Here is a 20,756-nt window from a genome sequence, read left to right as displayed (position 1 = left end):
TTCAGGAAGGAATTGTGTCAATGTCGACAAAACAGATCAGCGCAGTACCCAGCTTCATCGCGGGACAATGGTGGACTCCCGAATCTCAGGGAGGAACTGAGGTTCGCGATGCCAATACCGGAGAGTTGCTGGCCTCGGTAACTAGTGACAAATTGGATGTTGCCGCCGCCGTTGTCTATGGCCGAAGCACCGGGCACCAAGAACTTGCCAAGCTCACCTTGCACGAGCGGGCGTTGAAGCTCAAGGAACTGGCGCTGTATCTGAATGAACGACGCAAGGATCTCTACGAGATCTCGTTCAAAACCGGAGCCACGAAAACAGATTCCATGGTGGATATTGATGGCGGCATTGGTGTGCTCTTTACGTTCTCTTCCAAGGGACGTCGCGAACTACCCAACAACAATGTCATTCTTGACGGCCCCACTGAGCCGCTAAGCAAAGACGGCTCATTTATCGGCACACATATCTACACCGCCATGAGCGGAGTAGTGGTGCAGGTGAATGCCTTCAACTTCCCGGTCTGGGGCATGCTGGAAAAATTTGCCCCCGCCTTTATTGCCGGTGTTCCAACCATCGTTAAGCCAGCAACACCAACGGGCTACCTGGCAGAGGCCGCAGTACGACTGATGCTCGATTCAGGCATCCTGCCAGAAGGATCCTTGCAGCTACTTTCAGGCTCAGCCCGAGACCTCATGGATCATCTGGATTACCGTGACATGTTTGCCTTCACCGGCTCAGCTGCCACCGCAAACAAACTTAAATCCCATCCAAACGTTATCGACGGGGGAGTACGATTCGCGGCTGAAACCGATTCCCTGAACGCGGCCATTCTAGGTTCGGACGCAGAAGTGGGAAGCGCCGAATTTGAGGCCTTCGTCAAGGTAGCCGTCACTGAGATGACCAGCAAGGCCGGCCAAAAGTGCACCGCCATCCGTCGCAACATCGTTCCCTCGCGCTTGGTTGACCCAGTGATTGCAGCTATCGGAGAGCGCATTGACCAGCGCGTGGTCATTGGTGATCCGCGCGTAGCGGGCGTGAATATGGGAGCTTTGGCTTCACTGGAGCAGCTGAGCGATGTGCGGGCTGCCGTGCAAGATATGATGGCTGCCGGCGGCGAGCTGGCCTATGGACGTCTTGACGCGCCAGCGGTGCGCGTAGCGCCCGAAAGGGACGCTGTTGCACAAGCCGGTGCTTTCATGTCACCGATTGTTCTTCGCTGGAATGATGCACGTAATCCACTGGTGCACTCGCGTGAAGCGTTTGGACCAGTCAGTTCGGTCATCGGCTACGAGAACCTGGACGAAGCAATCGAACTGGCTGTCATGGGTGCCGGTTCCCTCGTAGCAACCGTGTGCAGTAACGACGCTGAGACGGTGCGCGCGCTGACCTTGGGCATCGCTGCGCATCACGGACGTGTTCACATCCTGAATCGAGAAACTGCTCGTTCAACAACTGGCCACGGCTCACCGGTACCGCATCTGGTCCACGGCGGACCAGGCCGTGCCGGTGGCGGCGAAGAGCTAGGTGGAATCCGTTCGGTCAAGCACCATATGCAGCGCACCGCCGTACAGGGTTCACCAAATATGCTCACCGCGCTGAGCGGAGTATGGCACTTAGGGGCCGACCAACGATTGGCTGGAAGTGAAAAGTTTGGTGGCGATACGCAGTACGTCCACCCATTCCGTAAGTCACTTGCCGAGCTGCGCGTTGGGGACGGATTCGCCTCGGATCTGCGTGTTGTGCACTTAGAAGAAATTAGTGAATTCGCGCAAAAAACCGGCGATACCTTCTACGCTCACACAGACGCCAAAGCCGCGGAAGCTAACCCATTCTTCCCAGGGATTGTTGCCCACGGCTATCTTCTGGTGTCATGGGCCGCGGGCCTCTTCGTTGAGCCAGCACCGGGGCCGGTACTGGCCAATTATGGGTTAGAAAACCTACGGTTCATCACTCCAGTTTCGGCCGGGGACGCCATTCGCGTGACGCTGACGGCCAAGAAAATCACCCCGCGCGTCACCGATGAATATGGCGAGGTCGTGTGGGACGCAATCTTGCACAATCAGCATGATGAGATCGTGGCAACCTACGATGTTTTGACTCTGGTGGAGAAAGAAAATATCACTTACGCAAACTTCGGAAGCTAAGCTCTTAGATCCATAGAAGATGGGCGTCGCACTATGCGACGCCCACCTCTTTCGTGTCTGCTCCGATGAACTGTGGAGCCCATGTAAGCGTTTCCAAAATGTTCTCAAACTCATACCCATGGCAAAAAACTTTCGTCAATCTAGGCCGAGAATATCGCTGATTTAACCTGTTTACAGAAATTTACTTCTTGGTTAGACCTAAGAAAGCGTTTACAGTTGTGTCTCAGGTCACATATTGATGGGGAGATGTGTGGCTAGTCGATTCGGAGCGCAGGTTCCGCCGGATCGTTGCCCAATCATCACATCAAAGGAGCATTTCTGTGGGACTTTTGTCATCACGCGCCAAACCAACTAGACGCAGAATCGGAGCACGAGCGGCCAAACCAGCTGCCGCTCTAGCCGCCTCACTAGCCTTGTTGGCTGCCCCATTGTTCGCCGCCCCAGCTCAAGCTACAACCCCATCAAACAACGGGAAGGATGTCATTCTTAACCTCTTCCAGTGGAACTGGAACTCGGTGGCCCAAGAATGTAAATCAAGCATCGGACCAGCAGGCTTCGGGTACGTTCAGGTTTCACCACCCGCTGAGCACCTTCGCGGAACAGCCTGGTGGACTTCCTATCAGCCGGTGAGCTACAAGGTGGACTCAAAGCTGGGTAACCGCGAAGAGTTCTCGGCCATGGTCAAAAGCTGTAACGATGCAGGCGTCAAAGTAGTCGCCGACGCCGTGGTCAATCACATGGCTGGTGTGGGCCAGTCCGGCACCGGGACCGCCGGCTCGCCATTCTCGGAAGACAACTACCCAGAGTATTCGGCCCAAGACTTCAACGATTGCCGCACCAACATTTCCAACTACGCTGACCGCTGGCAGGTTCAAAATTGCCGGCTAGTCGGACTGCAAGATTTGAAGACTTCCAGCAGCTACGTTCAGCAGAACATCGCAGACTATCTTGATGATCTGGTCTCGCTAGGTGTCTCCGGATTCCGCATTGACGCCTCAAAGCACATCCCGGCTTCTGATCTTGAGGCGATCAAATCAAAGATGAAAAACTCGGGTGTTTACTGGGTCCATGAAGTTATCGGAGCCTCTGGGGAACCTATCCAGGAAAGCGAATATCTAGGTAGCGGCGACTCATTTGAATTCGACTATGCCCGTCAGCTGAAGAACGACTTTGATGCACAGATTTCCAACCTGCGTTTCATCGGTGATGGCAAGCTTAACGGCGCCAATGCTGGGGTCTTCGTGACCAACCATGACACCGAACGCAATGGTGAAACCATGAACTACAAATGGGGAGCCAAATACCTGCTAGCGAACGTTTTTATGCTTTCTTGGCCTTACGGTTCGCCCTCGGTGTACTCAGGCTTCTCATTCACTGACAAGGAATCCGGTGCTCCCGGCGCCAGCGATTCTTCGGTGCCCAACGCCAACTGTGATTCATCGGCATGGACCTGCGAACAGCGGCAAGAAGAAATTATTGGAATGGTCGGATTCAACAATGCCGTTGGCGACGCTGCGGTAAGCAACTGGTGGGACGACGGAAATAACCAGATCGCCTACGGACGAGGTAACAAGGGATTTGTCGCCATTAACAACACCGGGGCTGCCACTACCCGTCAGTACACTAGCGCGCTAGCTGCCGGGACCTACTGCGATGTCGTCTCCGGTGCAGACTGCTCGCAGAAGATCACCGTAGGAGCTGACGGCAAGTTCACCGCGACCATACCTGCGTACGGTGCACTGGCGTTGCACGTGGGTGCACTCGGTGATGGCTCAATCGGTGGGGGAACCGACCCGGTCGAAGAAGCCGGTGACGTTAGTGTGGCAGTAACTGCCGAAACCACACTGGGGCAGAATATCCGAATTGTCGGCAACCAGGCGATGCTGGGTAATTGGGACCCGGCCAAGGCGCTGGCGCTCTCCTCGGCAAATTACCCGAGCTGGACCGGCACCGTGGACCTTCCTGCCGGGACAACCTTTGAGTACAAGTACATCAAGTATGACCAGAACGGGAACACCAGTTGGGAGTCCGGAGGCAACCGCACCGCCACTGTTGGGGCCGATGGATCACTGGTTCTGAAAGACAGCTGGCATAACTAGCTCCAACAAAAAAATCCCGCCCAAAAATGGGCGGGATTTTTTGCGGAAAACTTACTTTTCAGAGTCAGCGTTCAGCTTATCCAAAGTGGCTTGCTTTGCCTTTTGCAGTGCAAGTTCTTCTTCGCTCAGTTCCTCATGAGCAACCTCTGAAGCACCGGACAGGTTGCGCCAGAGGTAGAAGCCATACACGGCGGCCAGGGCGATAAATACGTACAAGCCGATCATGCCCAGCATTGGGGAGATCATGAAGTAAATGACCAGATCAGCGATGGCCGCAAGGGCCAACAACAGCCAACCCTCACGAACGCCTCGTGCGATCATCACGAAGGATGCGAAGATCGCTGCGTCGGCGAAGTACATGACCCAAATTTCCGGCGTAGCGCTCAGGAAAGTGGAGTTGAACAAGAATGGGCCGAATCGCAAAGCAACCAACAAGATCAGGCCAACAAGCATGCCAACGGCAGACCACATGGTGATTCCAGTACGGGTTACTTCACGGGTGAACTTGCCGTGAAGCTTGTATTGGGAGAACCGCCAGAGGCCAAAGATCGGCAGCAGCAACAGCGGAATACCGTAGATCAGTCCAAGAAGGTCAAACTGCAGCGCAGAAATCAGTGGGCCGACAAAAACGGCAAGAATCAGAGTCCACCAACCCAGATCGTTGCGATGGGCCAGCAAAATTGCAGAGACGAAAACTAGCAACATGCTTGCGGCGGACAGCAGGATTTGAACATAGGAACTATTGCTGTCAGCAGTAGCCATGAAAAGGGTTTGTAAGATTGAATCCACGGTGCTCTTCACTCGATCGATTGGCAACGGCAGGTGCACAAGGCACCCCTTAGATGCTAGCCGTGATTCCTGTGAGTCAGTGAATCCTGTAAGGGTTGGATGCAACACAACCCTCGTGCCTGATGATGCAGAAACAAGAATGCGACCCTCTACCCGTAAGCAGAAGGTCGCATCCTCAAAGTTGCTAATCTAGCTATTACGACTTGGTGTGCAAACCGGTGAACAGCAAAGAGATGGCTTGTTCTTCAAGCTTCGTCGCTTCGAGGGGACCATCTACGCGGTACCAATCCACCAATGAATTGATCATGCCGAAGAGTAATCTGGCGGTGCTTCGTGGATCTAGATCTTCTCGAAGCTTGCCGTCGCTCTGCGCAGCTGTGACCAATTCAGCTAACTGGCGGTCCATGGCGCGTCGGCGCTCCAACGCTTGACGTTCAAGTTCGGTGTTGCCACGCAAGCGAAGCAACAAGGTGACGTACAGGCGCTTGTCAATCAAAATACGAATCGTTGAACGCAGGAAAAATTCGAGCCGTTCATCGGCGCTACCCTCATGGGACTGCACCTCGGTGATCACTGCTTCCAAAGGAATCAGTGCTTCATCCAAGGCAAGGCGCAACAAATCCTCTTTAGAAGGCACATGGTGATAAATCGCGGACTTGCTAATGCTCAGTCGGTCGGCGAGTTTACCCATCGAGGTCGCGTCGTACCCGTATTCGTTGAAAGCCTCAACGGCAATGCGCAATACGGTTTCCTGGTCGTAGCCGGGGCGCCCTCTTTTAGCCGGTCGACTTGCAGTGTCAGTGGTGTCCATGATGAATCGATTATTCCATGTCCCAGCTCGGATTACTGATTACGTAGGTCATAGATGCGCTTGAGTTTACCCATGGAACGCTCCAGCGATTCAGGTTCTACAACATCGATGGCACACGATGATCCAATGTGAATCTTGATCAGTTTGGCTAGTTCCTTGCCTGCGTGCTCGGCCTGCTCGGTGGAAGTATCCATGCGACGCTCCACCTTGACGGCCAACTGGTCCATGCGACCAGGGCGGGAGAGGATGAGTTGGAAGTGCGGGGAGAGACCCGGAACCTTCAGGATCAATTCTTCAACCTGGCTGGGGAACAAGTTCACGCCACGCAAGATGATCATGTCATCACTGCGTCCGGTGATTCGACCCATTCGACGGTGTCCGGGACGAACGCTACCTGGCATTAGTCGAGTGAGGTCATGGGTGCGATAGCGAATGATCGGTAGGGCCTGTTTGGTCAAAGAAGTGAAGACCAATTCTCCGTGCTCGCCGTCGCCGAGGACCTTGGTTGGGTCAAAGGCATCAATGATTTCCGGACGGAAGTGATCTTCCCAGATGTGGCTGCCGTCTTTACGTTCATTTGATTCTCCAGCGACGCCTGGGCCCATGACTTCGGAAAGTCCATAGATATCGCAGGCATCAATATTGAACATTTCTTCTAGCTCGTGACGCATTTCTTCAGTCCACGGTTCTGCGCCGAGCACAGCAACCTTGAGCGAAGTGCTGCGTGGGTCAATGCCTTTGCGTTGCATCGCGTCCCCGATAGTCAGCAGGTAGGTTGGCGTGCACAAGATGGCATCCGGAGCGAAGTCTTGGATCAGTGAGATCTGCTTATCGGTTTGCCCACCGGACATCGGGATAACGGTAGCGCCCAGGCGTTCGGCTGCAGCGTGCGCGCCCAGTCCACCGGTGAAGAGTCCGTAACCATAGGCGTTGTGAACCTTCCAGCCTGGTTTCACTCCCGATAGGCGAAGGCACCTTGCGCCCAACTTGGCCCAGTCATCTAAATCCTGCTGGGTGTATCCAACAACGGTGGGTTTTCCCGTGGTTCCTGAGGAAGCGTGAATACGTGCAACTTCGTGCTGTGGGACGGCGAACATGCCAAACGGATAGGTCTTTCGCAGATCTTCTTTCTCCGTGAAAGGGAACAGCGACAGGTCGCTCAGTTCCTTGAGATCATTGGGATGGACGCCTGCAGCATCATACTTTTCCTTGTAATGAGGAACCTTGTTGTAGGCCAGATGCAGGGTGTCCTTCAAACGAGCAAGTTGGATCGATTCGATCTCATCACGGCTCATGGTTTCTTCTGCGTCAAGCGGGTTTGGCAGCTCAACACGGCGGGAGGTCTCAGACATGCTAGAACTTTCGTCAGGAATGGACTGGGGGATTAGCGCGATTTTGGCTTAGGTATGGTGCGGGAACGTCCGCGGAATTCGGCGATAACTTCGCTAGTGCCGTCGCTGGTTTCTTGAGTGACCGTAATGTCGTAGAGTCCGCTACGTCCTTGTTGCGAGACTCGGTTGCCGGTGGCAGTGAGTTTTCTGCCCAGCACTGCTGGCTTTAGGAAGTTGATGTCTGCTCCGGAGGCCACGGTGATGGTTTCTTCGGAGCCTTCGACTTCATTGCAGCTCATGGCGAATGCGGTGTCTGCAAGGGTGAAGATCATCCCGCCATGACCAATGCCAAAGCCATTGAGCATTTCTTCACGAAGCTCCATGGTGATGACCGCATGTCCGTCACTGGCTTCGATGACTTCAATGCCTAGCCATCGGGCGGCAGTATCATTGCGGAGAATCTTGTGGGGTAACGGCTCTTCTACCTGAGTTTTGGTCATCATTGTCCTTCGCCGATTTATTTACCGAACGATCATTAGGTAATAACATAATGTGAGCTAAGTCAAGTTTTTGAACAGTTGGTAATCCCGTATTGCGCCAGAGGGCGAGAGGAAACTAGTCGGTGAAAATGCGACGGTGTAAATCAAGGATGAAGGGTTCCTTGATTCGGTTGTAGTCCATGACCAGAGCATCTTCACCATCGGTGGCCGTGATCTGTGCAGCGGCCTGTCGCTTCACCGTGGCGTAGGCATCACGGTCAACACTGTTGTGTCGCAGATGTTCACGGAAAATCATCATTCGCAGGTATTCAGGACTGCCTGCGGAAAAGATGTGAATGTTGGCATCCGACAGCCCAGACTCAATCGACGGTTTAAACATGCGGTGCGCGTACCAGCCTGGTTCCCGGTGCCAGAACACTAAGCCTGCCTGTTGCAACGCCGCCACATACGTACTTTCATCGTTGGCATCAGGCACCAACAAGGTGATATCGATGATCGGCTTGGCTGGCAGTCCAACTACCGAAGTAGAACCGGTATGTTCCACAGCTAAGGCAAGCGGCCCCAACGCCGAGGAAATAAGGGCAGCGAGGTTCGCGAAGTCGCTGGCCCAATGAGCTTGGGGTTCTTCGATGCGAATGTTTCCGCGCGTCAGTTGGCCACCAACCGCCTCATAACCCGGGTCTTCTTCGGGCTGAGATCGCAGTAGCGGGGGGTACGGCAAGGTGCACAAATATCTTGTGGTGCCGGGCCAACGCCAATCTTCGGCTGACTTGGAAATCATACAGCCGATGGCACCGTAAAACTCGATGGCATCCTTATCGGTGGTCGCCCAAATGCTTTTGCCGTGGCGCTTTCGCAGTGCCTTCAGCAAACCATGTGCCAAGCCCTGTTGCTGGTGTTCGGGTAAGACGGCGAGGTATTCAAGGCACAACGAATACTTGTCAGCATGCCGGTAGGCGGCCAAGGCGCAAATGTTCCCAGATTGAGTGAAACTGGCAAGAACATTCAGAGCTTGGCATTCGTCCAGTAGTTCTTCTAGGCCTTGTTCATCGGCAGGACTAGCGGCCAGCACCAGCAACCGACGCACCGCAGAGTCATCGCGGTAGTCGGTGATGCTGATGTGGCGCATGGCCGCTACTTGCTTCATGATCAGATTAGTTTGGTGCAACCCAAGGAATCTAAGGCAAAGGCGTAATCCCAGGCGCGAGACTTCCATGACTCGTATCGGCCCGAGGCGCCGCCATGGCCACCGTCCATCTCGGTTTTCAGCACGATCGGTGCCTCACCGGTGCCGACTTCACGAAGCTTGGCAACCCACTTCGCTGGCTCAACGTACAGCACACGGGTGTCGTTCAGCGAAGTAACCGCGGCAATCTTTGGGTAGGCCTGAGCAGTGACGTTTTCATACGGAGAATACGACTTCATGTAGTCATAGACTTCTTTGCTTTCAATCGGATTACCCCACTCTTCCCACTCCAAGGCGGAGAGTGGAAGGTCTGGATCAAGGATTGATGTCAGTGCGTCAACAAATGGCACCTGAGCAATGATCGCGGTGTACAGCTGCGGAGCCATATTGGCGATAGCACCCATAAGAAGTCCACCGGCGGAGCCGCCTAGGGCAACAATGCGCTGCGGGTCAGCAAGGCCAGAATCGATGACGTGCTTAGTTGAATCAACAAAGTCCGTGAAGGTGTTCTTCTTGTGTAGCTTCTTGCCCTTCAAGTACCAATCGCGACCCAACTCGCCACCGCCACGCACGTGAACTATCACAAAGATGACTCCGCGATCCAAAACGCTCAACCGCGGTATGCCAAAGCCTGGGTCCATGGAAGCCTCATAGGAGCCGTACCCGTAGATCAGCACCGGCTGCGGTACGGAGGTATCCAGATCGACACGACGCATGACGGTCAAAGGAATCTTGGTTCCGTCAGCGGCGGTAGCCCAATCCCGAGTGGAGACATACTTGCTCGGGGCATAGTCATTGACCGGCGTCTGCTTGCGTAGAACCAGGCTCTGATCTTCTAGCCACAGGTCGTAAACCCGGGCAGGGGTGAAGTCAGCGGTGTAACTGATGCGGATCAGCGGTGCATCAAGTTCAGCAAAAGTCGGGGAGGCGGTGAACAACTCGTCTTCAAATTCAGGTTCGATCGGTGCTGCTTGCGCCGCGGTTCCCAACCCTTCCAGGGCCAGAAGCTGCACGCGTTCGCAGGTGTCACGACGTACCGAGAGGATCACGTGGGAACCGGTGAGGATCGTACCTTCAATCTTCACCGTGTCCTCATGAGCAACAACGCTCTGCCACTGCTCTGGAGACGTGTCTTTACCAAGCTGATCAATGTTTGCCAAAGACACCATATTGTTCGGTGCCTGGTAGTCGTGGGTGATCAGTGCTTGGCCGGCGGCTGGCATCAAGTCGATGCCGTGTAACAAGCCCAGATCACGGGGGACCAGCAAGGTGACAGCGGCGTTGCTGTCGGTCAGATCCAGCATGCTGGTTTCCGAGTACTCAGAGTTGCCGCTGGAAATCATCAGGACTTTGCGGTCTGGGCTCAGATCAAAGCCAAGCCACATGCCCGGGTCGTTTTCTTCAAAGATCAGCTGGTCTTCGGCTGCATCGGTGCCTAAACGGTGTGCGCGAATCTGGTTAGGACGCCACGTTTCATCAACCACCGTGTAGAAAACGGTGGAAGAATCAGGGGAGAAAGCTAAGCCGTAAAAGACGCCTTCGATAACGTCCGGCAAGAGCTGACCGGTCTTGAGGTCCTTGATGTAAAGGGTGAAGCGTTCATCTCCTGCATTATCAACGCAGTAGGCCAGCAGATTCCCATCTTCATTCAGGGCCATGCCACCGAGGGAGAAGAAGGGTTGACCTTCAGCCAGTGCATTGCCGTCAAGCAAGACTTCTTCGGCCGGCAAGCTCTGTTCTGCATCAATTACTGGGGGAGTCCAGTCGGCTACTGGATCCGAAGTATCGGTGGCCTTAACGCGGCACTGCACGGTGTAAGGCTTGCCCTCGGCTGAGCGGGTGAAGTACCACCAACCGCGGCGGCGAACCGGTACAGACAAGTCGGTTTCTACGGTGCGTGCCTTGATCTCGTTAAACAGGTCATCGCGCAGTGGCTGCTGGGCGGCGGTGACTGCGTCGGTGTAGTCGTTTTCAGCCTTGAGATGGTTGATCACTTCAGGGCTGGTCTTCTCCCTGAGCCACTCGTAGTTATCGATGAAATCATCACCATGGAAGCTGCGGGTGGTAGGGCGCTTGGCCGCGACCGGAGGAGTGTTATTCAACGATGCATCAGTCATACCCCTATTCAATCTCACGCGCACCACTTGTGGGCACTGGCTATGCTCAGCGCGGACAGAAGATCGTTGCCGGGTTTGGATCTCTGAGCACAATAGGCGCCAATGCTTCCGGCTAGACTCTAATGCGCCTAGGCTTGCAGGAATAGGATCATGTCTGCAGCTCGGGCCACTCGCCCTTTAGTTTGAGAAAGCGATCATCAGTGGAAAAGAAACAGAGAGTTGTCCGGCACGGGCGCCTGCAACGATGGATTGCCGCGGCAGCCATCGGTTTGATGGCGTTGGTTGTTGGTGCGCCTTCGGCCATGGCCCAAGGCAACGAAAAAGTTGACGGTCAAACATACGTCATTGGTACCGACACCACCTTCGCCCCCTTTGAATTCCGTCAGGATGGCGAACTGACTGGTATCGATATGGACATCTTGCAGCAAATTGCTGATGACCAAGGATTTAAGGTTGAAGTCAGGTCCCTTGGCTTCAGTGCCGCTTTGGCTGCCCTTTCATCAAATCAGGTGGATGGCGTCATCGCAGGTATGTCGATCACCGATGAACGTAAAGAAATCTATGACTTCTCGGAGCCATATTTTGAGTCCGGTGTACAGATGGCTGTCGCCAAGAACAAAGACGACGTCAAGACTTATGAGGACCTCAAGGGCAAAACCGTTGTCGCCAAGACTGGTTCTGAGGGTGAAACCTACGCCAAGTCCATCGCTAAAAAATATGGGTTTACGGTCAAGTCCCTAGACCAGTCCGCGACCATGTATGAATCGGTGAAGTCAGGTTCCGCTGTAGCGGTATTTGATGACTACCCGGTGCTGGCCTACGGCATTGCTCAGGGTAACGGTCTGAAGACCGTGACCGACAAGGTGCCCGGTGGCTCCTACGGTTTCGCAGTTAATAAGGGTGAGAACACCGCCCTGTTGGCAGCCTTCAACGATGGTCTTGCAGAGCTAAAGGCCAACGGCGAGTACCAGAAGATTCTGGACAAGTACCTTTCTGATCCCAGCGCTTCGACTCCGGATAATTTCTTTGATCTAGTGGCCAAGTCCTTCCCGGCCTTGATGTCCGGTTTGTGGCACACCCTGTTGGTCACCGCGATCTCCTTCGCCATTGCTATGGTGCTTGGTCTGTTCTTCGGCTTCTTGAAGCTCTCGGGCAACATCGTGCTTCGCGGGATTGCCTCGACCTTCGTCAATATCTTCCGCGGAACCCCGCTGCTGCTCTGGGCCTTCATGTTCTACTTCGGTCTGCCACAGCTGACCGGTTGGGAAGTCTCAGTCTGGACCGCAGGTGTGCTGACCTTGTCGCTGAACGCTGGCGCCTATGTTGCTGAAATCGTTCGCGGTGGTATCCAGTCGGTGGATCCAGGCCAGCTTGAAGCTTCTCGCTCCTTGGGTCTGGGCTACGGCAAGTCGATGCAGAAGGTTGTTGTTCCTCAGGCTTTCAAGATGATGACTCCATCGTTGATCAACCAGTTGATCATCAGCCTGAAAGACTCCTCGTTGCTGTTGGCTATTGGCTTTGGCGAACTGCTCTACCAAGGTCAGCAGATTTACGCAGCGAACTTCCGCGTGACCGAAACCCTGCTCATCGTGGGTGTCATTTACTTCATCGCCATCATGGCCCTGACAAAGTTGGCAAACTACGCCGATCGGAGGTTCAACAAGTGAGCGCCGTAACCGAGCAGAGCTCCCAGATGAAAATCCAGGTCCAAGACCTGCATAAGTCTTTCGGTTCAAACAATGTTCTTAAGGGCATTGATCTTGATATTCGTGAAGGTGAAGTGGTGTGTGTCATCGGGCCTTCGGGTTCCGGTAAGTCCACACTGCTGCGTTGCCTGAACAAGCTGGAAGAGATTACTTCTGGCAAGGTGATTGTTGACGGTTTTGATGTCACCGATCCAAAGGTGGATATCAATGAGGTTCGCCGTCATGTGGGCATGGTGTTCCAGCACTTTAACCTCTTCCCGCACATGACCGTCGCCGAGAACATCATGCTTGCTCCAGTGGAGCTGAAGAAGATGGACAAGGCCCAGGCACGCGAACGTGCGCTGGAACTTCTGGAACGTGTAGGGCTCAAGGACAAGGCCAACGCCCGTCCGGCATCCCTGTCAGGTGGACAGAAGCAGCGTGTAGCTATTGCTCGTGCGCTGGCCATGGCTCCAGGAATCATGCTCTTTGACGAGGCCACCAGTGCTCTTGACCCTGAGATGGTCGGCGAGGTGCTCCAGGTTATTAAGGAGTTGGCTGACTCGGGCATGACCATGGTCTTGGTAACCCACGAGATGGGCTTCGCCCGCGAGGTGGGTGACCGAGTGATCTTCATGGCTGACGGTGTGGTTTGTGAGCAGGGTGAGCCAGAGCAACTCTTTGGTAATCCGCAGCAGGAACGTACTCGTGACTTCCTTTCGAAGGTGCTCTAGTACGAAGTTCTAAAGCCAACGGATAAGGGCCGCGCTTCCTGCCCCAGCATCACGCTGGGGTGGGGAACGCGGCTTTTTTCGTGATGAAGGTAACCGGAGTAAAACATCTAAGTGCTTGAAGCTTCAACTTGATCCGAATAGTGTTGAACGGGAAATCGAGCAGGGAGACCCCTGACCGGCTGACGTTTCTGAGGCGCTAGATCATGAACAATCTGGAAAATAATCCCCGCCTACTTGCCGCTGCGCAGGCCATTTTGCGCCTTGTTATCGGATTCCTATTTGCCGCCCACAGTTGGCAAAAGTTCTCCCAGTTCACCATTGATGGCACCACCGCCAGCTTCGCTCAGATGGGCGTTCCTGCCGCAAGCTTGGTTGCCCCAGTGGTAGCAACCTTGGAACTGGTGGGAGGCATCGCCCTGATCTTGGGCATTGCAACCCGAATTTTCGGCGCACTGTTGGCGCTGGATATGATCGGTGCGTTGGCTCTAACTCACGCACAGAACGGCGTTTTTGTTGCCAATGGTGCTTATGAGCTCGTGCTGGCCCTGGCTGCCGGCGCCGTCGCGCTGGCCTTGATGGGACCAGGTCGCTGGGCCATTGATCACTTGCTGTTTGGCCCTAAGCGCGGAAAGCGTGCCGCGGTCAACGCCTAGATTTGTAGCTTCAAACAAAACCCCAAGGAGTGATCCTTGGGGTTTTGTTGTACCTGCGGAGCTTTTGTTGACGTGACCGAGAGCACTCTGACATACTGAACGAACGGTCAGTATGTAATTTGTTTTCGAAGAGGTGAACCCATGGCCCCGAGTGCGCCGCAGGAACCGGGACTCAGTGCTGTCCCGAGCTACGAAGAAGAACAATCACAAGCTCGCTTTGATGCATTGATTGATCGGGACGCTCGCGTTGAACCACGTGACTGGATGCCTGAGCCTTACCGCAAAACTTTGACTCGACAGGTCTCCCAGCATGCCCACTCAGAAATCATTGGCATGCAGCCTGAAGCTAACTGGATTACTCGTGCTCCGTCGCTGAAGCGCAAGTCCATCTTGATGGCTAAGGTTCAGGATGAAGCCGGGCACGGACTGTACCTCTACTCGGCTGCCGAGACCCTAGGCACCAGCCGCGACGAGCTCAACGATCAGCTCTTGACCGGTCGCGCCAAGTACTCCTCGATCTTCAACTACCCAGCACGTTCATGGGCGGACATGGGTGCTATCGGCTGGCTAGTCGACGGAGCAGCCATCGCCAACCAAGTCCCACTATGCCGTGCATCCTATGGTCCTTATGGACGTGCCATGGTGCGTATCTGCAAGGAAGAGTCCTTCCACCAGCGCCAAGGATTTGAGATCCTGCTGGCACTCTCGCGCGGCACCGAAGCTCAAAAGAAAATGGCTCAAGATGCCATCAACCGCTTCTATGAGCCAGCGCTGATGATGTTCGGTCCACCCGATGACCAGTCACCTAACTCCCAGCAGTCCATGGCCTGGAACATCAAACGATTCTCAAATGATGAGTTGCGCCAGCGCTTTGTCGGCATGATCGCCGAGCAGGTCAAGGTCCTTGGCATGACCCTTCCAGATCCAGAACTGCACTATGACGAAGTCAAAAAGCAGTGGATTCATAAGGATCTGAACTGGGATGAATTCATGAACGTCATCAAAGGCAACGGTCCAGCCAACTCCCAACGACTCGAACGTCGCCGCGAAGCACACCGAGAAGGCGCCTGGGTCCGCGAAGCCGCAACAGCCTACGCCGCAAAACAAGCACAAAGTGAGGTCGCCTAACATGAGCCAACAGAACAACTGGCCCCTGTGGGAAGTATTTGTCCGTTCCTCCCGCGGACTCTCGCACGTGCACGCAGGATCCTTACATGCCCCTGACGCGCAGATGGCCGTGCGTAACGCACGAGATCTATACACCCGACGCAATGAAGGCGTTTCCCTCTGGGTAGTGAAATCCAGCGACATCATTAGTTCTGATCCGGATGAGAAAGATTCCTTCTTTGAATCTCCGCAGGGCAAAGACTATCGACATGCCACGTACTACAAGGCCAGTGAAGGAGTGAAGCATCTGTGAAGCACGAAGAATTGGATGCTGCACTGGACAGCTTCGGCGACGCACTGGCTTCGGCCACCCGAGTCACCCCGGGAAACGCACTTCGTCCGGAAGACATTGCCGTAGACGGCGTAGCTCCCAACGATGAAGTGGCACAGTACGCGCTGACCTTGGGTGATGACTCGCTGATCTTGGCTCAGCGACTTGCCCACTGGATTTCGAGGGCCCCTGAGCTAGAAGAAGACGTAGCCCTGGGCAACATTGCCCTAGATATCCTCGGTCACGCCCGCTCATTTTTGACCTACGCCGGACTGGCCTGGGACAAGAGTGAAGATGATTTGGCGTACTGGCGTGAGGAAGAAGAATTCACTTCGCTATGGATCGTTGAGCAACCCAACGGGCACTTTGGTGTCACCATCATGCGACAGCTGATCGTCTCCATCTTCCAGCACCTGCTCTATCAAAAGCTGGTCAGCTCAGCTGACGAAACTTTAGCAGCTATCGCAGCCAAGGCTGTCAAAGAAGTGGATTACCACCGCGACCACGCCATTCAGTGGACCATCCGGTTGGGACAGGGAACCGAAGAGTCGGCCGAAAAAATGCGTCACGCTCTGGATATTCTCTGGCCCTACGTTGATGAAATGTTCCGCGATGAAGCGGTACACCAACGCCTAGAAGGTATCGCGGTGTTGCCCTCGACGCTTCGCGACGCATGGCAAGAAGAGATCACGGCAGTTCTAACCGACGCGGGTCTGCAGATTCCTTCCACCGGCCAAGCCATGGTCTATGGACGACGAGGTGAGCACTCTGAGCATCTTGGCTACGTGCTGGCCGAGATGCAGGTACTTGCACGTAAGCATCCCGGCGCCAGCTGGTAACGACAAATAATGCCCGAGAGGGGGAGCAGTCTTGAATAAGCTGATCGCTGACTCCAACGAGCTGTTCGCCATCGCCGCGAAGGTTCATGATCCGGAGATACCTGTGCTGTCCATTGTGGACCTTGGGATTCTGCGCGAGGTCACCGCCGCCGAAGACGGCACAGTACAGGTAGTGATCACCCCGACCTATTCTGGATGCCCGGCTATGGACGTGATCGGTGAAGACCTGTATTCGGCCTTTAGCGACGCCGGATACCATCAGGTCCAGATCAAGCTGGTGCTGAGCCCTGCCTGGTCCACGGACTGGATGAGCGAAGATGGCAAACGAAAACTCGAAGAGTATGGGATCGCTCCTCCTACCGGCCAAGGCCACGCCGGGCGAATCACCCTGGGTATGAGTGTGAAATGTCCTCGGTGCCATTCGTTGAATACCCGTGAGCTGGCCCGCTTTGCCTCCACTTCATGTAAAGCGCTCTACACCTGCAAAGACTGTTTAGAGCCCTTCGACTACTTCAAGGTACTTTCATGACCGATCTACAAACTTCGGCTCGACGCAGAGCCGCTTTTCACCGTCTCACCGTTTCGAATGTGCGTCGCCTGACCAAAGACGCCATTGAAGTTACCTTCGCTATCCCTGAAGAACTCAGCGAAGAATATGACTATGTCGCCGGACAGTACGTGGCCCTTCGCAAGAAGCTGCCCAACGCCGAGGGCGAATTGGTGGAACTGCGCCGTTCTTACTCAATTTGCGCCGCGCCCACCGGGGATGAAATCAAGGTAGCTATCAAGCGTGACCTTGGTGGTTTGTTCTCCACCTGGGCCAACGAGGAACTGGCCGCAGGTGAGCAGATTGACGTGATGAGTCCGGCTGGTGCCTTCATTTCCAAGCACAAACTCACTGAGATTAATGATCCTTCAAAGATCAACACCACCACGCAAGATCGCTTTGTTGCAGTGGCTGCCGGCTCAGGGATTACTCCGGTTCTAGCAATCGCTCGTACGATCCTGGAAGCCAACGAGCACAGCCGCTTTGATCTGATTTATGCGAACAAAGCCGCCATGGATGTCATGTTCCTTGAAGAGCTGGCAGACCTCAAAGACCGGTACCCATCACGCATGGCACTGCACCACGTGCTGAGTCGTGAACAGCGGATTTCACCGTTACTCTCTGGTCGTATCGACGCAGAAAAGCTAAGCTCCTTGCTCACCAATGTGGTGCAAGCACCCAGTGTGGACGAGTGGTTCCTATGCGGACCATTCGAACTGGTCCAGCTGGTCAGAGACCAACTGACTGCGCTAGGAGTACCAGCGCAGAAGGTTCGTTTTGAACTATTTACCACCGGTGAACCATCCAAGCCGCAAGGCCATATTGGCCGACCCGTGGTGGTGGACGAGAATGAGGAAAGCTACGAGATCAGCTTCAACCTCGATGGCCTCAAAGGCGAAGTTACCTCGCCGGTGCGAGCCAACGAAACCGTGTTAAACGCTGCTCTGCGTGTTCGCCAAGATGTCCCGTTCGCCTGTGCTGGCGGAGTCTGCGGAACCTGCCGTGCCAAGGTGACCTGCGGATCAGTGACCATGGCTGAAAACTATGCGCTGGAGCCAGAAGAAGTTGAAGCCGGTTACGTGCTCACCTGCCAATCACATCCGACCAGCGAAAAACTGGCCGTCGATTTTGACGCTTAGGAAAGCAAGGAATCACTCATGATCGAATTGACGATTGCCGATTCAATTGCCCGAGTTGTGCTTAATGCTCCACAGAAAATGAACTCCCTTGATGTAGCTGCCCTAGACGAGTTGTCGCTCGCCTACGACCAGGCTGCTGCTGGCGTGGCCGATGGCAGTGTTCGGGCGTTGGTGCTGACCGGCGCTGGCCGTGGCTTCTGTGCCGGAAGAGATATTTCTGCAGTGAACCCTGCCGATGATGATGTCATTGGGTATTTGGATGGCAAAGTGCAGCCACTCTTAGAGAAGATGTCGAATCTTCCGGCGCCGACCTTCGCCTTGGTTCAGGGTGCGTGTCTGGGTGTTGGTCTGGGCTTGGCCATCGCTACGGACGTTGTGTACGTGGCAGAGAACGCAAAAATTGGTTCACCGTTTGCCAATCTGGGAGCAACATTGGATTCGGGTGGGCATTGGCTTTTCACCGAGCGACTCGGAGCGCACCGCACCCTGGACATGATCTATACCGCTGAACTGATTTCCGGGGCAGAAGCCGTGAAATCCGGATTATTTTCGCGTGCTTTCCCGTCAGAGGACTTGGTGGAACGCGGCGAAGAGCTGATTGGCAAAGTGGCCCAAGGGGCAACGCAGGCGTTTGTTGAGTCAAAGCGACTGGTCCAAGAAATACGGGATCAGCGAGTTGGACTCTGGGCTTCAATGAAAACTGAAAACCGTGCGCAGGCAGCCTTGTGCGATACGCCTGACTACGCCGAGGGGTTCAAGTCCTTCCAAGACAAACGCCCGCCGGTCTTTTATGGGAAGAAATAAAACCCGTGGCAAGCCAGTGACTTGATCCGCTTGAAACTGCCTGCCTGTTCCAAGGCTTTGGGAGACCGAAGTTTTGGTACAGGCGGGCAGTTTGTCTTTATCGGGTGTCTGTATCCTCAAAAATCAGGTGCGTTTGGGTATCGAGCACCGTCGGCAGTGCCTGTAATTCTTCGAAGACCACACGACGCAGGTCCAAATTGTCTGTTGCTCGCACCAGCAGGATCACATCAAAATTTCCACCCACGAGGCCAATATGTTGGACTTCAGGGATTGAAGCTAGGTGGTCGCGTAGTTCGCGCCACGAATGCTGACGAAGTTTGAGGGTGACGTAGGCGCTGGCTTTTAGGCCGGCCTTCACCGGGTCGATGACCGCCGTGTAACGAGTGATAACTCCAGCATCTTGCAGCTTGGCGATGCGCGAATAGGCGTGGGCACGAGACACGTGAACCTTCTGCGCAACCGTGGTTACTGACTGGCGACCATCCTTGGTGAGCTCGGCCAAGATGGCGCGGTCAACCTCGTCAAGTTTTAGCTCCACTTCCGCGGCCATGATTCTCCTTTTCAATGTGTCTGACGTCTCTCGATCAAACACATTTTATTGAAACGTTTCGTCCACAAGTATACGTATCTGCATCTCAACTTTCCACGATTCTCCGGCTGAGTGGATACAGAATGCAATCAATACGCATAATTAGTTGCAAATGATGTTTAGGTGAACTGAGTCACAGGGCGTGCGCCTAGAGGGCTGAGTCACAGAAGAGAAAGGTGGGAGAACATGAGCGCGGACGCATCCTCAGCTCGCATCTCTGAAGTCAGCAAAAAGTTCGGCATTACCCCCGAGGACTACATGTTGCCAGCGCGGCACATGATCAACTTGTTGAATCCAGATGGATCACTCCGTCCGGACAATGAGCAGGGTACCGAACCAGGTCACGAATATCCGCTGCCAAGTCCTGCTCGGCTCATGGAAGCCTATGCCGCACTGGTCACCGGACGTCGAGTCAACGACCAAAACTCCGCCCTGGTCCGCCAGGGCCGAATGGCTGTTTACCCATCAAGCCACGGGCAAGAAGCCTGCCAAATTGCTGCCGCGCTCTGCCTGGATGACAACGACTGGCTCTTCCCAACCTATCGGGACACTGTAGCCGTGCTAACCAAGGGCGTTGCCCCGATGGAAGTCATGACTAGCTTCCGAGGCGAGTGGCACTGTGGTTACGACCCGAAGGCCTACAAATGCGCGCCCATGTCAACGCCATTGACCACTCAGCTACTGCACGCAGTGGGCGTTGCTCACGCCGCCAAGCTGCGCGGTGAAAACACGGTTGTTGTGGCCATGTGTGGCGACGGAGCTACTAGTGAAGGCGACTTCCACGAAGCACTGAACTTTGCTGCGGTCTTCAACCTGCCGGTCATCTTCTTTGTACAAAACAACAAGTACGCCATCTCTGTCCCACTCTCACATCAGAGCGCCGCACCATCGCTGGCCCACAAGGCAGTGGGTTACGGCATGGCCGGTGAGCGGGTAGACGGCAATGACCTGATGGCATTGATGGCCATCATGACCCGAGCAGTACGCATGGCCCGCGAAGGCAACGGCCCACTGCTCATTGAGGCTCACACCTACCGCATGCAGGCGCACACCAACGCTGACGACGACAAGCGTTACCGCGAGGACTCCGAGGTTCAGGCCTGGATTGCCAAAGACCCAGTGACCCGCATGAAGGCGTATCTGGAAGATGCCGGACTGCTCACCGAGGAGACCGTTGCCAAGATCTCCGAGGACGCCGAAGTGGTGGCCAAGACCTTGCGTGATGGCATGAATCAGGATGCCAACACCGATCCGCGCGAACTCTTTGAACATGTTTATTCCACCAAGAGCACTCAGCTCGCCGAGCAGCAAGCATTGCTTGCTGACGAACTAGACCGCGAGGAGGCCTAGA

General features: G+C 54.7%; 19 protein-coding genes. 12 read left to right on the top strand and 7 right to left on the bottom strand.

Going from position 1 to position 20,756, the window contains the following annotated elements; all coding sequences use genetic code 11:
* The first annotated feature begins 20 nt into the window (after positions 1-20).
* Complete coding sequence (paaZ, locus tag ACT3RW_RS12750) at positions 21-2,144, top strand: phenylacetic acid degradation bifunctional protein PaaZ (protein ID WP_444613989.1); 2,124 nt, start codon at positions 21-23, stop codon at positions 2,142-2,144.
* A 320-nt stretch (positions 2,145-2,464) separates the two neighbouring features.
* A complete protein-coding gene (locus tag ACT3RW_RS12745) occupies positions 2,465-4,243 on the top strand; it encodes a carbohydrate-binding module family 20 domain-containing protein (RefSeq protein WP_444613988.1) in 1,779 nt (592 codons plus the stop codon).
* Positions 4,244-4,294: 51 nt separating this feature from the next.
* On the opposite strand, the gene ACT3RW_RS12740 is transcribed toward ACT3RW_RS12745, so the two are convergent.
* From ACT3RW_RS12740 to ACT3RW_RS12715, 6 genes are all read right to left on the bottom strand, one after another.
* On the bottom strand, positions 4,295-5,005 hold the full coding sequence (locus ACT3RW_RS12740; protein ID WP_131088869.1) for a nicotinamide mononucleotide transporter: 711 nt from the start codon (positions 5,003-5,005) through the stop codon (positions 4,295-4,297).
* A gap of 223 nt (positions 5,006-5,228) precedes the next feature.
* Positions 5,229-5,843 (bottom strand): TetR/AcrR family transcriptional regulator, encoded by a 615-nt coding sequence (locus ACT3RW_RS12735; protein ID WP_131088868.1) that lies wholly within the window; start codon positions 5,841-5,843, stop codon positions 5,229-5,231.
* 32 nt (positions 5,844-5,875) lie between these two features.
* Positions 5,876-7,195, bottom strand: a complete 1,320-nt coding sequence (locus tag ACT3RW_RS12730) for a phenylacetate--CoA ligase family protein (protein ID WP_444613987.1) — start codon at positions 7,193-7,195, stop codon at positions 5,876-5,878.
* A 32-nt stretch (positions 7,196-7,227) separates the two neighbouring features.
* Positions 7,228-7,674: a hydroxyphenylacetyl-CoA thioesterase PaaI gene (gene paaI, locus ACT3RW_RS12725; RefSeq protein WP_444614646.1), complete on the bottom strand. Its 447-nt coding sequence runs from the start codon at positions 7,672-7,674 to the stop codon at positions 7,228-7,230.
* 115 nt (positions 7,675-7,789) lie between these two features.
* The gene (locus tag ACT3RW_RS12720; protein WP_444613986.1) at positions 7,790-8,803 is read right to left on the bottom strand and encodes a GNAT family N-acetyltransferase; all 1,014 of its coding nucleotides are present in this window, start codon (positions 8,801-8,803) and stop codon (positions 7,790-7,792) included.
* A 20-nt stretch (positions 8,804-8,823) separates the two neighbouring features.
* Complete coding sequence (locus ACT3RW_RS12715; protein WP_444613985.1) at positions 8,824-10,977, bottom strand: S9 family peptidase; 2,154 nt, start codon at positions 10,975-10,977, stop codon at positions 8,824-8,826.
* 200 nt (positions 10,978-11,177) lie between these two features.
* Here ACT3RW_RS12715 and ACT3RW_RS12710 point away from each other — a divergent pair, with 200 nt between their 5' ends.
* The 9 genes from ACT3RW_RS12710 (at position 11,178) to ACT3RW_RS12670 (ending at position 18,816) form a co-directional block, all read left to right on the top strand.
* Positions 11,178-12,644, top strand: a complete 1,467-nt coding sequence (locus ACT3RW_RS12710; RefSeq protein WP_444613984.1) for an amino acid ABC transporter substrate-binding protein/permease — start codon at positions 11,178-11,180, stop codon at positions 12,642-12,644.
* A 26-nt stretch (positions 12,645-12,670) separates the two neighbouring features.
* A complete protein-coding gene (locus ACT3RW_RS12705) occupies positions 12,671-13,396 on the top strand; it encodes an amino acid ABC transporter ATP-binding protein (RefSeq protein WP_131089808.1) in 726 nt (241 codons plus the stop codon).
* Between the two features lie 203 nt (positions 13,397-13,599).
* On the top strand, positions 13,600-14,049 hold the full coding sequence (locus ACT3RW_RS12700; protein ID WP_444613983.1) for a DoxX family protein: 450 nt from the start codon (positions 13,600-13,602) through the stop codon (positions 14,047-14,049).
* A 141-nt stretch (positions 14,050-14,190) separates the two neighbouring features.
* Complete coding sequence (paaA, locus tag ACT3RW_RS12695) at positions 14,191-15,177, top strand: 1,2-phenylacetyl-CoA epoxidase subunit PaaA (RefSeq protein WP_444613982.1); 987 nt, start codon at positions 14,191-14,193, stop codon at positions 15,175-15,177.
* 1 nt (position 15,178) lies between these two features.
* On the top strand, positions 15,179-15,469 hold the full coding sequence (gene paaB / locus ACT3RW_RS12690) for a 1,2-phenylacetyl-CoA epoxidase subunit PaaB (protein WP_131088861.1): 291 nt from the start codon (positions 15,179-15,181) through the stop codon (positions 15,467-15,469).
* Positions 15,466-16,326: a 1,2-phenylacetyl-CoA epoxidase subunit PaaC gene (gene paaC / locus ACT3RW_RS12685; protein WP_444613981.1), complete on the top strand. Its 861-nt coding sequence runs from the start codon at positions 15,466-15,468 to the stop codon at positions 16,324-16,326. Before paaB ends, paaC begins: the two co-directional genes overlap by 4 nt.
* 31 nt (positions 16,327-16,357) lie before the next feature.
* Complete coding sequence (gene paaD, locus ACT3RW_RS12680; RefSeq protein ID WP_444613980.1) at positions 16,358-16,855, top strand: 1,2-phenylacetyl-CoA epoxidase subunit PaaD; 498 nt, start codon at positions 16,358-16,360, stop codon at positions 16,853-16,855.
* Complete coding sequence (gene paaE / locus ACT3RW_RS12675; protein ID WP_444613979.1) at positions 16,852-18,012, top strand: 1,2-phenylacetyl-CoA epoxidase subunit PaaE; 1,161 nt, start codon at positions 16,852-16,854, stop codon at positions 18,010-18,012. The genes paaD and paaE overlap by 4 nt, the downstream gene beginning before the upstream one ends.
* An 18-nt stretch (positions 18,013-18,030) precedes the next feature.
* On the top strand, positions 18,031-18,816 hold the full coding sequence (locus ACT3RW_RS12670) for an enoyl-CoA hydratase/isomerase family protein (protein ID WP_444613978.1): 786 nt from the start codon (positions 18,031-18,033) through the stop codon (positions 18,814-18,816).
* A 97-nt stretch (positions 18,817-18,913) separates the two neighbouring features.
* Here ACT3RW_RS12670 and ACT3RW_RS12665 read toward each other — a convergent pair whose 3' ends face one another.
* Positions 18,914-19,366, bottom strand: a complete 453-nt coding sequence (locus ACT3RW_RS12665; protein WP_131088856.1) for an Lrp/AsnC family transcriptional regulator — start codon at positions 19,364-19,366, stop codon at positions 18,914-18,916.
* A gap of 225 nt (positions 19,367-19,591) precedes the next feature.
* On the opposite strand from ACT3RW_RS12665, the gene pdhA reads away from it, so the two are divergent.
* Complete coding sequence (pdhA, locus tag ACT3RW_RS12660; RefSeq protein WP_444613977.1) at positions 19,592-20,755, top strand: pyruvate dehydrogenase (acetyl-transferring) E1 component subunit alpha; 1,164 nt, start codon at positions 19,592-19,594, stop codon at positions 20,753-20,755.
* The last annotated feature ends 1 nt before the right edge of the window (position 20,756 follow it).

Origin of the sequence: Glutamicibacter sp. AOP5-A2-18 (assembly GCF_052446055.1) — a bacterium.
GTDB lineage: Bacteria > Actinomycetota > Actinomycetes > Actinomycetales > Micrococcaceae > Glutamicibacter.
This window is presented reverse-complemented; position numbering and strand designations above follow the sequence as displayed.